The organism is Pseudanabaena sp. UWO310 (genome assembly GCF_006861605.1).
Lineage (GTDB): Bacteria > Cyanobacteriota > Cyanobacteriia > Pseudanabaenales > Pseudanabaenaceae > Pseudanabaena.
In genome coordinates, this window is sequence record NZ_SELU01000005.1 from 44,565 (window position 1) to 58,502 (window position 13,938).

The 13,938-nt window shown below is 44.9% G+C and carries 12 protein-coding genes; 10 read left to right on the plus strand and 2 right to left on the minus strand.

All coding sequences use genetic code 11. The features are described from left to right. Positions 1 to 39 precede the first annotated feature (39 nt). The 6 genes from PseudUWO310_RS03090 to PseudUWO310_RS03115 all read left to right on the plus strand — a co-directional run bounded on the left by PseudUWO310_RS03090 (position 40) and on the right by PseudUWO310_RS03115 (position 9,015). The gene (locus PseudUWO310_RS03090) at positions 40 to 297 is read left to right on the plus strand and encodes a hypothetical protein (RefSeq protein ID WP_142598909.1); all 258 of its coding nucleotides are present in this window, start codon (positions 40 to 42) and stop codon (positions 295 to 297) included. Beyond that, entirely contained in the window at positions 294 to 671 is a 378-nt protein-coding gene (locus tag PseudUWO310_RS03095; RefSeq protein WP_142598911.1) for a type II toxin-antitoxin system PemK/MazF family toxin, read from the plus strand. Before PseudUWO310_RS03090 ends, PseudUWO310_RS03095 begins: the two co-directional genes overlap by 4 nt. Before the next feature lie 96 nt (positions 672 to 767). Further along, entirely contained in the window at positions 768 to 2,099 is a 1,332-nt protein-coding gene (locus tag PseudUWO310_RS03100; protein WP_142598913.1) for an FAD-binding oxidoreductase, read from the plus strand. A gap of 387 nt (positions 2,100 to 2,486) precedes the next feature. Beyond that, a complete protein-coding gene (locus tag PseudUWO310_RS03105; protein ID WP_142598915.1) occupies positions 2,487 to 3,923 on the plus strand; it encodes a Rieske 2Fe-2S domain-containing protein in 1,437 nt (478 codons plus the stop codon). 232 nt (positions 3,924 to 4,155) lie between these two features. Then, positions 4,156 to 4,710: a glutathione S-transferase family protein gene (locus tag PseudUWO310_RS03110; RefSeq protein WP_142598917.1), complete on the plus strand. Its 555-nt coding sequence runs from the start codon at positions 4,156 to 4,158 to the stop codon at positions 4,708 to 4,710. Between the two features lie 480 nt (positions 4,711 to 5,190). Next, on the plus strand, positions 5,191 to 9,015 hold the full coding sequence (locus PseudUWO310_RS03115) for a carbamoyltransferase C-terminal domain-containing protein (RefSeq protein ID WP_142598919.1): 3,825 nt from the start codon (positions 5,191 to 5,193) through the stop codon (positions 9,013 to 9,015). Positions 9,016 to 9,110: 95 nt separating this feature from the next. Here PseudUWO310_RS03115 and proB read toward each other — a convergent pair whose 3' ends face one another. Further along, the gene (proB, locus tag PseudUWO310_RS03120) at positions 9,111 to 10,280 is read right to left on the minus strand and encodes a glutamate 5-kinase (RefSeq protein ID WP_142598921.1); all 1,170 of its coding nucleotides are present in this window, start codon (positions 10,278 to 10,280) and stop codon (positions 9,111 to 9,113) included. Between proB and PseudUWO310_RS03125 the strand changes: the two genes are divergently transcribed. Then, the gene (locus PseudUWO310_RS03125; RefSeq protein ID WP_223805511.1) at positions 10,235 to 10,531 is read left to right on the plus strand and encodes a hypothetical protein; all 297 of its coding nucleotides are present in this window, start codon (positions 10,235 to 10,237) and stop codon (positions 10,529 to 10,531) included. The two genes, proB and PseudUWO310_RS03125, sit on opposite strands and share 46 nt — an antisense overlap. 18 nt (positions 10,532 to 10,549) lie before the next feature. Here PseudUWO310_RS03125 and cpdA read toward each other — a convergent pair whose 3' ends face one another. After that, positions 10,550 to 11,374, minus strand: a complete 825-nt coding sequence (gene cpdA, locus PseudUWO310_RS03130) for a 3',5'-cyclic-AMP phosphodiesterase (protein WP_142598925.1) — start codon at positions 11,372 to 11,374, stop codon at positions 10,550 to 10,552. Between the two features lie 493 nt (positions 11,375 to 11,867). Between cpdA and PseudUWO310_RS03135 the strand changes: the two genes are divergently transcribed. The 3 genes from PseudUWO310_RS03135 to PseudUWO310_RS03145 all read left to right on the plus strand — a co-directional run bounded on the left by PseudUWO310_RS03135 (position 11,868) and on the right by PseudUWO310_RS03145 (position 13,812). After that, positions 11,868 to 13,100 carry an HD domain-containing protein gene (locus PseudUWO310_RS03135; protein ID WP_142598927.1) on the plus strand — a complete coding sequence of 411 codons (1,233 nt, stop codon included), beginning with the start codon at positions 11,868 to 11,870 and terminating at the stop codon, positions 13,098 to 13,100. A 159-nt stretch (positions 13,101 to 13,259) separates the two neighbouring features. After that, a complete protein-coding gene (locus PseudUWO310_RS03140; RefSeq protein WP_142598930.1) occupies positions 13,260 to 13,544 on the plus strand; it encodes a type II toxin-antitoxin system Phd/YefM family antitoxin in 285 nt (94 codons plus the stop codon). Positions 13,545 to 13,551: 7 nt separating this feature from the next. After that, complete coding sequence (locus PseudUWO310_RS03145) at positions 13,552 to 13,812, plus strand: Txe/YoeB family addiction module toxin (protein WP_199310591.1); 261 nt, start codon at positions 13,552 to 13,554, stop codon at positions 13,810 to 13,812. The last annotated feature ends 126 nt before the right edge of the window (positions 13,813 to 13,938 follow it).

A 13,938-nucleotide genomic window follows, 5' to 3' on the forward strand; every position in this document is an offset into this window, starting at 1 on the left:
AAACTAAAGCTAACTTGAGCGTGAGTCGAGAAAATTAGTATGAACACAATTAAAAGCGAGATCGTACAACGCTTAGAAATTATCCCTGATGATAAGCTGCGCGAAGTTCTTAGCTTCTTAAACTATCTGGTGTGGCAAACTGAAAACTCACGCACTCAAGAAGATACAGACTGGCTAGAGAGTGACTTGTCAGGTTTAGATAACTATGAACCCTACGAATGGCAGGAAGGAGAACTGCAAGAAGGGCTACCAGTAAAATTTGTCTCTGAAACAGGAAAAATTGAGATCGGTTTATGACAGCGCATATTTTACAAATTGGTGACGTTATAACAGCAAAATTTCCTAGCCAAAATCCTAGTGGTAGAGAGCAAGAAGGCTACAGACCTGCAATTGTTGTAGGAATCCCCAGCCGATTAGGAAAACTGCGCTTTCCTCTAGTCTTCGTTGTACCCATGACAACTGATCGTGGGCAAGATTGGGCTGCAAACTCTCCTGATTTATATGTACGCTTTTCGATTGGAATAGCTGGATTAAAATCACCATCAATTGCTCTATTAGATCAAGTTCGTGCAATAGATATTTCTCGCATTGTCGCATATCGTGGCAGCCTCACACCTCAACAGTATGTTGCGATCGCAGAATCCCTTAAAAAAATAATGGAAACTAAGTAAAAACCTCATTGCCTTTTGTAGAGATAATTAGGGCGATCGCTATATTCGTTGAGTTTTGCTAAGCTTAGAATAGTGGGATAGAAACAATAGGTGCATATGCAAATATCTTTAAAAAATTTATTAGAAGAGTTATCTGGAATTGAAGTAATTACAAACCCAGAACAGGTTGCGAAACTATCAGAAGATTTCGCCCACTTTAGTCCTGTCCTTGTTCCACTCCTAACTGGTAAAGTTGGCGATGCTGTAGTTCGTCCTACCAATGAAAACGAGGTACTGAGAATAGCCAAAGCCTGCGTCAAATACAACATTCCCCTCACGGTGCGCGGCAGCGGTACGGGCAACTACGGACAATGCACACCCCTCAAAGGCGGCGTTATATTAGAAACCCTGCGAATGCAAGAAATCAAATGGATTAAAGCGGGACTAGCCTGCGTAGAAACGGGCGTAAAAATGGCAGTCCTCGATAAAAAAGCCCAAGAAATTGGCTGGGAATCGCGAATGATTCCTTCTACCTTTAGAAGCGCGACGGTTGGGGGATTTATCGCGGGAGGTAGTGGCGGTATCGGTTCCGTACTCTACGGACAACTACGCGATCGCGGTAATTTAAGAGCCGTAAGGGTCGTTACCCTCGAAGATGAACCCAGAATTATCGAATTGCGAGGCGATGATGTCCAAAAAGTCGCTCATGCCTACGGAACCAACGGCATTATTACCGAATTAGAAGTTCCCCTCGCTCCAGCCTATGGATGGGATGAATTCGTAGTGAGTTTCCCCGACTTCATGACAGCCGCTCGGTTTGGGCAAGCCCTTGGCAATAGTGACGGCATTATCAAAAAGATGATTAGTGTCCATACATCACCGATTGCTAATTATTTCAATGCTCTCCAGAGCTACATTCCCAAGGATTCCCACTGCGCTCTAGTGCTAGTAGCGGAAAGCGATCGGGAACCATTTCAAAGCCTCGTACGAGACTTTAAGGGCGAAATTTGCTACGAAAAAAGCGCAAGGGATGCGGGTAAAGGAATCAGCCTGATCGAATTTTCTTGGAATCACACCACCTTACATGCTCGCGCCGCCGATCCTTCCCTCACCTATCTTCAGAGCCTATTTTTGAACGATCCACAATTGGAACTAGTCCAACGGATGCATGAGTATTTTGGCGATGAAGTGATGATGCATCTAGAGTTTATTAAGGTGAATGGAGTAGTCATCCCTGCGGCGATTCAGGTGGTGCGTTTTACCACTAGCGATCGCTTAAACGAGATCATTCGATATCATGAGGCGCAGGGCGTATTCATTGCCAATCCCCATACCTATATTCTCGAAGATGGTGGTATGAAAACGGTTGACTATGAGCAACTAAACTTCAAGCGTATGGTCGATCCCTACGGTTTAATGAATCCTGACAAAATGAAAGCATGGCAATAGATTTAAGAAGGGCGTGGCGGCGCGAAGCGCCGCTACGCCCTTCTTGTTTTATGTCCTACCGCAATTATCGATCAAACGAACCACAAGGAAATTTTTGAAAGCGTTGCGAAGCAACGCTTTCAAAAATTTCCTTGGTTTGGGTTTGAGCGCCAAGTGCTGTAAGCAAAAGGGCTTGATGGCGGTTATTAAGTCCCTGCAATTTTGGCGATCGCAAGCTAAACTATACATCTGCTGCCAGTTTTGTTAAGACAAAATCAAAAAAACAAAGAGAGTTGCCGCGCGGAGCGGGGGCAACTCTCTTTGGGGTTTTATGTCCTGATACAGTTGGCGGCAGCTACACATAACTTTACAATGTTAAAATAAGAAGTTAAAAGTTTGGCTGTAACCATGACTGCAAATACCTTACTGATAGACGATCCCCATCCCGTAAGCAATAGCCTGAATAGTAATTCCGCCGAAATATTGCCAGCGGGCGGACGAGATCCAGAGCGCTTTGATTGGCTGGAGGTATGGTATCCCGTTTTTTATCTGGAAGACTTAGATAAAACCAAACCTGCCAAATTTACCTTACTAGAACGGGATCTCGTCATTTGGTGGGATCGCCATAGTAATGCATGGCAAGCCTTCGACGATCGCTGTCCGCATCGCCTCGTACCTCTATCGGAAGGTAGAATTGCCGAAGATGGTTTACTCGAATGTCCCTATCATGGCTGGGCCTTTAAGGGTGATGGCAGTTGCGATCGCATACCGCAGCAACCTGAAGGTGGAACCGCCCATACTTCAAAGCGAGCCTGTGTGTCATCCCTGCCCACAGCGGAACGACAAGGACTGCTATTTATCTACGCTGGTAAACCCGAAAATGCACCTCAAGTCAAAATCCCCATTATCGAACCCCTCGAGACTGAAACTGATAAATGGACTCTTTTCGGAACCTTTCGCGATCTTCCCTACGATGCGATTACCCTTTTAGAGAATGTTCTCGATGCCAGTCATCTTCCCTTTACCCATCATAAGTCCGTTGGCAATCGTGCTAATGCCGCGCCGATGGTTTTAGAAGTTCTCGAAACCGAAAAATATGGATTTAAAGGGACTTGGGAAGAAGGCCCGAGACGAGGAAAGTTAGGAAGGCAAGATACTACTTTTATTGCGCCTTCTCTGATGTGGCACGATCTTACTTCTAAACAATTTGGGAGAACCATTACCGCCGTTTATGCGACACCGACCCGTAAGGGAGAATGTCGGTTATTTGCAAGATTTCCTTTTCAATTTAGTTCGGCTATTCCTCGTTTCTTTATTGGCATTACTCCTCGTTGGTATTCCCATATCGGGCAAAATGGAATCCTTGAGGATGACCAGATCTTCTTACATTACCAAGAGCGCTATCTCGAACAGGCTCTTGCTAAGATGGAAGATCGGGGCAATCATGCAAAAGCTTTTTATCTTGCTACCTCAGCCGATACCTATGTAACTGAATTACGGAAATGGGTCAGCCGCTATCAAGCCGACCCATTTGCTGGTCAGCAACTAACCGCTCCCCTAGTTAAAGAAGTTCTCCTAGATCGCTATCATTCCCATACTTCTAAATGTGCGAGTTGCAGTCAAGCTTTGCGAAATGTCCGCAGGCTCAAAACTGCAAGTATGACGATCGCCGCGATCGTATGGACGATTATTCCCTTACTTAGTTTCTGGTTTGCCCCAGCGAATATAACTGTGATAGGTATTGGGTCGCTTGTCGTGGCGATCGCGATCGCTCTATGGTTCCTTGGCAATAATTTGGAGCGTAAATTTATTTACGGTCAGGAAACTCCATTGCGAAATCTATAAAAATCATGCGATTGGGGGAGAATCCTCCCTAAATCATTTGTAGATTTTGGGGTTTGTGGAAGCGCACCCCGAAGGGGTGCGCTTCCACAAACCATTTAGGATTGCTATATACTGGCGATCGCTTATGATGGCGATCGCTAAAGCCATCTCCATCGGTTTTTTGAGTTTTTATGTGCCCAAGGCATATAAAAACCTCTATACTTCAACGCTTTGGAAATAATTAGGAACAACGATGATTAAACTCTATGGTGGCGCGAGAAGTCGGGCTGCAATTATTAAATGGTATCTAGAAGAATTGGAAACTCCCTTTGAGTTTCAATTACTGGATCTGAAAGGAGGTGAGCATTTACAGCCTGAATTTTTAGCCATTAACCCCTTTGGGAAGGTTCCTGCCATTGATGATGATGGCTTAATCGTTTGGGAGTCGGGTGCGATTTTGCTCTATCTCGCTGACAAGTACGCTCAATTACCCACAATCCAAGATCGAGCGATCGCTGCCCAATGGGTATTATTTGCCAATTCCACCCTTGGCACTGGGCTTTTTAGTGCTGAAACCCGCGAGAAGGAAACACCAAGGTTGCTCGGTGGATTAAACAAAGTTCTCGAAAAACAACTCTATCTTACTGGCGATAGCTTTACGGTATCGGATGTGGCGGTGGGCACAATTCTCGGCTATGCGATTTTGATGCTGCAAATTTCCTACGCCGACTATCCCGCGATCGATGCTTATGTAAAACGCCTGAGCGATCGTCCCGCTTACAAAAACAATATCTTAGCTATCAAATAAATAAGGGACTTGCGAGAAAATAAGATACCAATCCAGATTTGCCAGAATCGTTGGTGCGGCGGAGCCGCACCAACGATTCTGGTTTTATATTTGGTACTTTATTAAATCGCAAGTCCCTAACGTCAGTTCGGGTTAAACTGGCAAATTCTCAAAGTCCAAAAGTAAAAGCCTTGCTACGCAAGGCTTTTACTTTTGGGCTTTGAGAAAGGGTTTACGTAGCAAACCCTTTCTCAAAGCTCGTTTCAAATTATCCCGAACTTGGGAATTGGTATAAGGGGTATTTTGAGCAAAATTTGCATTGTTCTAGGACTCACCTTGATTTGAATCAGCCCCATCAGACCCAAAATTCTTGTTCTTCTAAGTGACAAAAATAAGTATAAATAGTGGCAAAAATAAGTACAAATAGTGGCAAAAATAAGTGCAAATCGTGGCAAAAACAGGTATAAGTACAGTTGGAATGTAGCATAAATCCGAGAAGCTATGATGCAGCATCATTTGGGCATAAATTTGGGACATGAACGTTCCGTAGCGATCGTTCGAGATGGCGAGATCGTGGTGGCAATCGAGCAAGAGCGTCTGGATCGCCAAAAATACAGTATTGGGTATATGCTTCAGTCGGCTGGAGTAGCTTCTCAGATGCAATTGCCTTGGGAATCAATACGTTACTGTCTTGACAGTTGTGGCATAGCGATCGCTGATATTGCATCGATTACCGCAAATATGCCTGGCGTTGACTTTGCCCCTGATATCGCTCGCAGGGTATTCCCTAAAGATGTGGCTGACAAAGTTATTGCCCTACCCAGTCATCACCTCGCCCACGCTTACTCGGCGTTTTGGCCATCGGGATTTGACGAAGCGGTAGTACTAGCGGTAGATGCTACAGGTAGTACAGGTGCAGACCATCGTACGGAGTCCTACACCCTATACGAAGGTCGTGGTCATACTTTAACCACCCTACATAGTGAAACCGTAGCATCCCATCTGGCAGGGATCTCTACCCTTGGCTTTATTTATGAATACATTACCCGCAAAGCTGGGTTTGTGACCAAGATGGGGAATACACAGATTAGCCATGCCGAAGCAGGGAAACTGATGGGGCTAGCTCCCTTTGGCGGACAACAATCCCAATGGAATCGATGGATTCATCCTGTGGAAGGTTCCTATGGTTTATCCATCTCTCCCTACGATATCTTTTTGGAAGTAGCGGCTTTAGAGAAGCGTTACGACACGGGTACAGGTAAACCCTACCTCCGTCCGTATTTGGTTGATTTGGCATACAAGGTACAGCAGGAATTGGAACAAGCATTGCTGCATATTGTCGATTTGGCCTTGAAGCAAACGGGATTGCGGAAGCTTTGTATTGCTGGTGGTGTCGGCTTGAACTCCGTTGCCAACTATCAGCTTTTACATCACCTCCAACTAGAGGATATCTTCATCTTTCCTGCGGCTGGGGACAGTGGTATTGCCGCAGGGGCTGCACTTTGGGCTTACGCTACGAATGGAGGCAATAAACGTCCAAAATTAACTAAAGCCACTTTGGGTCATGCCTATAGCGATCGCCAAATCCATCGGGCTCTGCAAAAGTTTGAGGCAGATGTTACAGTTGTCGAACTCGCCGATGACGCAATGGTTGAGCGCACCGCGCAAGCCCTAGCCCAAGGGTATATCGTCGCCCGCTTTGAAGGTGGTTCGGAATATGGACCACGTGCTTTAGGACATCGCTCGATCCTAGCCGATCCATCCTTTGAGCGAATGCAGGATATCTTGAATGTGCGCGTCAAATTTCGGGAAGCATTTCGACCTTTTGCACCAGTCATTCCCTTAGAGGATGTATCGCAGGTATTTGAGATGTCAGTAGGCGCTCCATTTATGCTGGTTGTGCCTCCGATCAGACCAGAGATGCGCGACAAAATTCCCGCAGTCACCCATGTGGATGGTACTGGTCGAGTCCAAACTGTTACGGAAGCGGATAACTCTTACTTCTATAGGATTTGTCGGAAATTAGTTGAATTGCGTCAAGGGCTTCCCGTATTACTTAATACGAGCTTTAATATGGCGGGGCAACCCATAGTAGAGACTCCGTTAGAAGCAATTCAAACTTTTTTGGAAACAGATATTGACTATTTAGCCCTCGAAAATTTTTGGATTGCTAAGCGTCATGTCAAGGTGCAAAATTATGCGGAACATCTGGAAAAAGTCAAGCCTAGCCCTATTCCCCATGGGTTACCCGCCGAACAGCCCTCTGTTTTAGACTTGATGGCTCAGCTCGATCGCGCTATGTTCTGGGGCGACATGACCGATTGTCCTTGGACTGAGGCAGAGTTGCAGACCCTATCTAGTCTGGGCGCACGTTATAAAGAAACCAGTATTTTGTTCCCCGACTCGCCCTTCGATCGCCCATTAAAAACGCAGCTTTCCGAGCATGTGGTGTTGATATTAGATCCGCTCGGACAGTCTTTCCTTGCCGATCTATCTAAGTTGTCACAGGCGAAAAAATCTAATTTATCGACTTATACATTGCCACAAACTAAATTGCTACTAGCATTGCTAGGTCAGTCTGAAGGATGGCAGGAAAGACTGCGGATTGCTCAGCGCTTGACGCATCGAGAGTTAGAAGGGCAATTGCATTGGGCGATGGAGCAGCTTAGTCAGTATAACTTGCAACCCGAACTTGGCGATCGCCCAAGGCTTCCCACGGAGTCTCCATCGGACTCAAATCTATTACCTCTTTTACCATCCGAGACTGATCGCATCTTTGCCCCCTTTGCTGATGCAAATTTCTCATTGCGGAATTCTCTTAGCCAATTCCACAAGTTATTGCAAAAATCCGATTATAGAGTGGAATCAATCTGCGATCGCTTAGGCATTGATGCACTCCAAGCGCTAGAGATCACCCATTTCCACTACTACGATCGCTACAAACTAGCCCATACCGATCTCGATAATTTAATCCGACTTTTCTTGCTGCGAGTTGCCTTGCCTGAAAGATCTTTACAGGAACTTTTTGGCATTAATTTGTTTACAATTTTAAAGGAGCTAGGGCTGCTAATTCCTCGCAATGATCAGTGGGCTTCTCGAATCGATCTATTCTGCATTGAAGGGATCTATCTGGCAACTGACCATCGCTATATGCTCTTGGATGAGGATAAAATTAGTGAGAACCCTGTAATGTATATCGGTTCGGACAGTGCAGGGCTAGTCTATACAGCCCCCCAATATGCGGTGGAGCAGGTACTCGATCTTTGCAGTGGTAGTGGTATTCAAGGACTCGTGGCAAGTCGTTACGCTCGACAGGTTACAGCGATCGATATCAATCCTCGCGCTATTCGATTTGCAAGGTTCAATGCTCAGCTCAATGGTATCGATAATATCAGTTTTCATGAGGGTAACCTGTACGAACCCGTGAGAGGTCGTCGCTTCGATACAATTCTTGCCAATCCACCGTTCGTTCCCAGTCCGAATAAAAATCTCGGCTTCCGTGATGGGGGCGAGACAGGGGAAGAAATTTTGGTGCAGATCGTTAACGGCAGTGCCGCCCATCTTACCGAGAGCGGTCGATTATTTATCGTCTCAGATTTGGTGAATGCCAAGGACTATCAATCCAAGCTTGCCGATTGGTGGCAGGGTGGAGCCACTCATCAGCTCGTTCTTTGTACTGCCGATCGCGATGAGATCCTATTCTCAATTCCCCACAGTCATGCTCCCTTCGGTCAGACATTGAATCATTACAATCAAGAACTGGAGAAATGGTTGCAGAATTTTCAGCAAGCAAATTTAACGGCTGTAAATTTCGGTTATATCTTCATCAGTTGTCTGCCTGCATCGCAAACTAGTTCTTACTATTGCCGTACAATCCATAACCCAACCATTGTAATCCACCAGCAAGTGTTGGCGTATTTCCAACAACAAACATGGTTGCAGTCGTCAGAGCGTGGTCATTATTTTCTATCACTTGCTCCTGATTTGCGTTTCCGAGTAGAGGAAGATTTAGATGGTAGAGATCGTAAAATCGAGCTATTTTCCCCTGTAAATCCCTACTTTACTACCTATCAAATTAATGAAGAGGTTTGGCATCTATTACAAACAATTCATCGCATCCAGCCCCAGTGGAACGCTTTTGTTATTCCATTTAATGCAGGATTAATCGAAGATTTAATTGGCAAAGGTATTCTTCATTTAAGCCCCGAACGCTTGACTGTAAAACCTGATCGGAAATCTGAAACCCCATTACCCAAAACTCAAAATATGACAATTACGGAGCTAAGTACGAAAACCACACCAACTTGTCTTTCTTCCTATCTATAATACCAAAACACAAAATGGCGTAGCCATTTTGTGTTTTGGTATAAAGCCCAAGAGATGAGTGGCGGCGCGAAGCGCCGCCACTCATCTCTTGGGCTTTATAAACCAACCAAATTATCGCGATGGATTACGGTCTCTTCCCCATCAAACCCTAGTAACTTGGGAATATCTTCCGATTGGGAACCAAGAATGCGCAGAATATCATGACTACTGTAATTAGAAATGCCTCTAGCGATTTCCTTGCCTTCGCGATCGCATAGACTTACCGAATCGTTTGCTTCAAACTTGCCTTCCACTCGAATAATGCCCGCAGGCAAAAGCGATCGCCCTTTGAGGATCACCGCCTTGACTGCGCCATCATCTAGGAATAACTTGCCTAAAGGAACCATCCCATAGGCAATCCAGCGCTTACGGGCATTGACGGTCTTGGGTTGAGCCGCAAATTGCGTGCCAAAGTTCTCCCCATGCAAAATTGCCGACAAGCGATCGGGAAAAGCTCCTCTGGTAATGACTGTACGTACTCCCGCTGCCGAGGCAATTCTTGCCGCATCCAGTTTCGTCGTCATGCCACCCGTTCCCCATTGTGTCCCGCCTCCTTGAGCCCCTAAAGCCTGCTTCTCGCCGATCGCTTGTCTGAGGTCTTGTAGTTCGGAATGCTCGACAAACTCAATGGGCTGAGCATCGGGATTTTGGCGGGGGTCGTCGGAATAAAGGCGATCGACATCGGTGAGGAGAAATAGCCAATCAGCCTCAACCAAACTCGCCACCAGCGCTGAGAGTGTATCGTTATCGCCAAACTTTAATTCATCCACCGCAACCGTATCATTCTCATTGACGATCGGTACTACACCCATGGCTAGCAACTCATGGAAAGTAGCATGGACATTCATGTAATGCTGGCGCTGGATCAAATTTCCCCTTGTTAATAGCACCTGTGCGACGGGTTGCTGCAATGAGCCAAAAAAGTCATCATAAATCCTCATTAAGCGCCCCTGTCCTACCGCCGCCACCGCTTGCTTTTTCGAGATTTTGCGGGGACGTTGCTTAAGCCCTAGCCGGCCGCAGCCAATCCCCACCGCTCCCGAAGATACTAAAATCACACTATGTCCTTCCCGTCGCAGATGGACGATCGCTTCCACTAATTTCGCGATCGTTGCGAGCTGTAAATCCCCCGATTCTGGATGGCTGAGACTAGATGTACCAATTTTGATCACGACGATCTGTGGTTGGATTTGTGACTGGATTTGTGACTGAAGCGGCGGTTGCATTTACTTTGAATCGCTATAGAAAAGATTGGTTCTGTAAACCAATCCTTTATCATATCACTCAGATCACCACTCATAAGTCACTTGAAACCCCAAGAATTGATGGGCGGCGCGAAGCGCCGCCCGCCAATTCTTGGGGTTTATGTCCTACGGCAATTATCGATCAAACGAACCACAAGGAAATTCTGGAAAGCGTTGCGAAGCAACGCTTTCCAGAATTTCCTTGGTTTGGGTTTGAGCGCGAAGCGCTGTAATGCGACAGCTATAGGCTCTTAATAACCGATCGCGGCAAGATCGGGATGGAAACTGCCGACTTTAAGGCGATAAACTTCCGTTTCCATGGCTCCGTTGGGATATAGCCGTAAATGACGAAAACCGGGAGGTTGACTATCGATTTGAAACTTGTGATTTTTGGGCTCAAACTGGATGCAGGTCGAAGGTGTGACCAGACATCTGACTGAATTGTGGGGAGTTTCGTAAATTTCGTCAAACTCCTGATGGGCATGACCATTGATAACAACTTCTATTTGGGGATAACGATCGCAGATTTCCCAAAACTGATCTTGATTTTCTAGGCAGATACCATCGATCCATCGTGAGCCTAGGGTTATCGCAGGATGATGAAAAGCGATTAATGTTGGACGTTCGGGATAGGCTTTGAGATTGTCTTCCAGCCATTCTAGCTCTGAATCTGCCAGATAGCCATGTACCGCCCCAACGACCACGGAGCTAAGCAATAAAATTCGCCACTTGCCAACATCGAGCGATCGGCTCAGATGGACGTAATCGCTAGGCAAATGCCTTTTCATGAGGATGCCATCATCGTGATTGCCTGGCAAGCAATAGGCATGAATGCCAAACCGATCGAGCGATCGACGTAAGCGATCGTAGGATGCGGTACTGCCATCCTGAGTTAAGTCTCCAGTCAAAAGCAATAGGTCAATTTGCGGTAGGTTTCTTTTAATGGCAGTCAAAACCTCCTGAAAAGAAGCTTCAGTTTGAATACCTAACAAAGAACTCTCGATATCTCCAAATAAATGAATATCGGTTAACTGTGCAATTGAAACAAAACTACCGTAACTGATTTTGCCTTTCATACTACCTATGCCTGTACAAATAAGCTGTAAGTAGCAACTATTTATTTCTCTATATTCCAATTTCCGAGATGAATTAAATTCACCTTAAAAACCAGCAATTGCTCGGCCCATTGAGCAATCATATAATTCCCGTTTTGCTTATCAGAAATAACAATTCGGATTGTTTTTTCTGGCAAACTATTTTGTGTTGCTATAACTATACTTTGTTATTTGCTTGCCTATTTTTAGAAAATGCGGTCAAAACTCATATAAAAGCATAGGCTTGCCTATTAACTTATGGTATTTATAGTCATTACATTGTGATTTGGGTCACAGCCCTCTATACAAAATCTGAATTAAGTAGCCAAGCATAAGTAAACTTAAAACCTAGAAGAGCGTACCGCCCGCTACGCGGGCGGTACGCTCTCTGGTTTTGGGTTGTAATTATGCTTAACTACTTACGGAGCTGTTACTGAACGATGCAGACTCTAGAATTTTTAAAAGTTGAAATCCTATGATCCTTGGCAAGTCTCGCACTTATAACGATCCGATTCATGGGGCAATTACTCTTGACAGCAACGATCGCACGGAAGCTTTACTGATTCAATTAATTGATACGCCTGAGTTTCAGCGTTTGCGGCGCATCCGCCAACTCGATATCGCTTACTTTACTTTTCATGGGGCTGAGGGGTCGCGTTTTACCCATTCTCTGGGGGTGATGGCGCTGACTCGTCGAGCTTTTGATGCGATCGCGACTAAATATCCTTACCTGACAACCCATCGGACGGTGGTGTTGGTGGCAGCCCTGCTCCACGATCTTGGTCATGGTCCCTATAGCCATGCATCGGAAGAAGTTTTTGGTAGTAATCACGAAATATGGACTTTACGATTATTAAAGTTCGGCAAAATTGCTGAGGTTCTCAATCACTTTTCCATGAATTTAATAACTGAATTGGAAAGTATTTTTACAAAACAATATCCAGTCCCGCTGATCTATCAGTTAATTTCCAGTCAGATCGATTGCGATCGCCTTGATTATTTGGAAAGGGATAGCTATTTTACGGGGGCAAAATATGGGCAATTGGATCTGGATCGGATTTTATTGGCGCTACGGTTCGATCCGATTTCCCAAAATTTAGTGATCGGTCGCAAAGGGATAGTGGCGATCGAACATTATTTGACAGTACGCTATTTTATGTATCTACAGGTTTATAACCATCATAAAAATATTGCGGCAAGATTTTTGCTGGAGAAAATCTTTCGCCGCGCCAAGTTTTTGATTGCGACGGAGCGCCATGCCCAAGACGAGCTTTTATTTAGCGATCGCACGATGATGGCTTGGCTGACCCAAGACCCACAAATGCTTACCTGCGAGCAGTACTTTGCTTCTGATGATACGGTTTTTAACTATCACCTCCATCGATGGTGCGATAGCAGCGATCGCATTCTTGCCGATCTCAGCCGTCGCTTTTTAGATCGAGCCCTATTCCGTGCTACGGATATTTCGCATTTGGATGATATTCAACAGCAGGAACAGCTCGATAGTTGGCGAGAGAAATTAAACGCTCAAGGAATGGAATCGAAATACTACTGTGGAATTCGGGTTGCGCGAACTAAGGGCTATAGCATTTACAAGCAAGGGATCCATGTCCAGACTGAGCATGGCTTACAGGACATTGCACGACTGTCCCCACTGGTACAGGCGATCGTGCAGCCAATTCAAAGAGCATGGCTAGTTCATCCATAATTTATTCCATGAACGCGATCGCCTTTGCTTCTTAAAAGTAATGCTATAAATTGGCGATCGCTATATTAGGCGATCGTTTAACTACATCTGCTTTTGAAGCTTTATCCCATAGTTTTTAGAGAACCAACTATAATCTTAATAAGATTTCAGGAAGTCATTATGATTGTTGAAACTAGCTATGCACTGACAACGCCAAATTTGAATGTATTGCTCGATCGCGTTGTTAATGATCGTGAAATCATTTACATCAAAAGTCAAAATGGTGAAAATGTTGCTCTGATTGCTGCCGATGAGTTACAAAGCTTGTTAGAAACTATGCATCTTTTGCGATCTCCTAAGAATGCAGAACGTTTGTTAAATGCTATTAGTCGTGCTAGAGCGAATGTAGAAGATTCCCAAACACCTGATGATTTACGCAAGGAGTTAGGACTTGTCAAAGAGTAATTCTCCATTGAATAGAGAATCTATTTTTGATCAGGATTTTCGTACAGATTTAACCCATTGGATTTCTGTTGATCGCAAGGTTGCTTTGAGGGTAATGGATTTAGTTGATGCAGTCATGCGCGATCCTTTTAATGGAATTGGAAAGCCTGAACCTCTGAAATATCTTGGTTCTGGTATTTGGTCTCGCCGTATCACTCAAGAGCATCGATTGGTTTATCTAGTTGAACAAAATTACATTAAGTTTTTACAATGTCGATATCACTATTGAACAATAAGCGATCGCCTCATTATGCTTCTTGAAAGTAATGGTATAAATTGGCGATCGCTATATCAGGCGATCGTTTAACTACATCTGCTTTTAAAGCTTTAGTCCAAAATAAAGGTATAATTTCAG

What these genes read in the sequence shown, in the direction of transcription:
- PseudUWO310_RS03090 (WP_142598909.1), top strand. Translation starts at nt 40, where the DNA reads ATGAACACAATTAAAAGCGAGATCGTACAACGCTTAGAAATTATCCCT.
- PseudUWO310_RS03095 (WP_142598911.1), top strand. Translation starts at nt 294, where the DNA reads ATGACAGCGCATATTTTACAAATTGGTGACGTTATAACAGCAAAATTT.
- PseudUWO310_RS03100 (WP_142598913.1), top strand. Translation starts at nt 768, where the DNA reads ATGCAAATATCTTTAAAAAATTTATTAGAAGAGTTATCTGGAATTGAA.
- PseudUWO310_RS03105 (WP_142598915.1), top strand. Translation starts at nt 2,487, where the DNA reads ATGACTGCAAATACCTTACTGATAGACGATCCCCATCCCGTAAGCAAT.
- PseudUWO310_RS03110 (WP_142598917.1), top strand. Translation starts at nt 4,156, where the DNA reads ATGATTAAACTCTATGGTGGCGCGAGAAGTCGGGCTGCAATTATTAAA.
- PseudUWO310_RS03115 (WP_142598919.1), top strand. Translation starts at nt 5,191, where the DNA reads ATGATGCAGCATCATTTGGGCATAAATTTGGGACATGAACGTTCCGTA.
- proB (WP_142598921.1), bottom strand. Translation starts at nt 10,280, where the DNA reads ATGCAACCGCCGCTTCAGTCACAAATCCAGTCACAAATCCAACCACAG.
- cpdA (WP_142598925.1), bottom strand. Translation starts at nt 11,374, where the DNA reads ATGAAAGGCAAAATCAGTTACGGTAGTTTTGTTTCAATTGCACAGTTA.
- PseudUWO310_RS03135 (WP_142598927.1), top strand. Translation starts at nt 11,868, where the DNA reads ATGATCCTTGGCAAGTCTCGCACTTATAACGATCCGATTCATGGGGCA.
- PseudUWO310_RS03140 (WP_142598930.1), top strand. Translation starts at nt 13,260, where the DNA reads ATGATTGTTGAAACTAGCTATGCACTGACAACGCCAAATTTGAATGTA.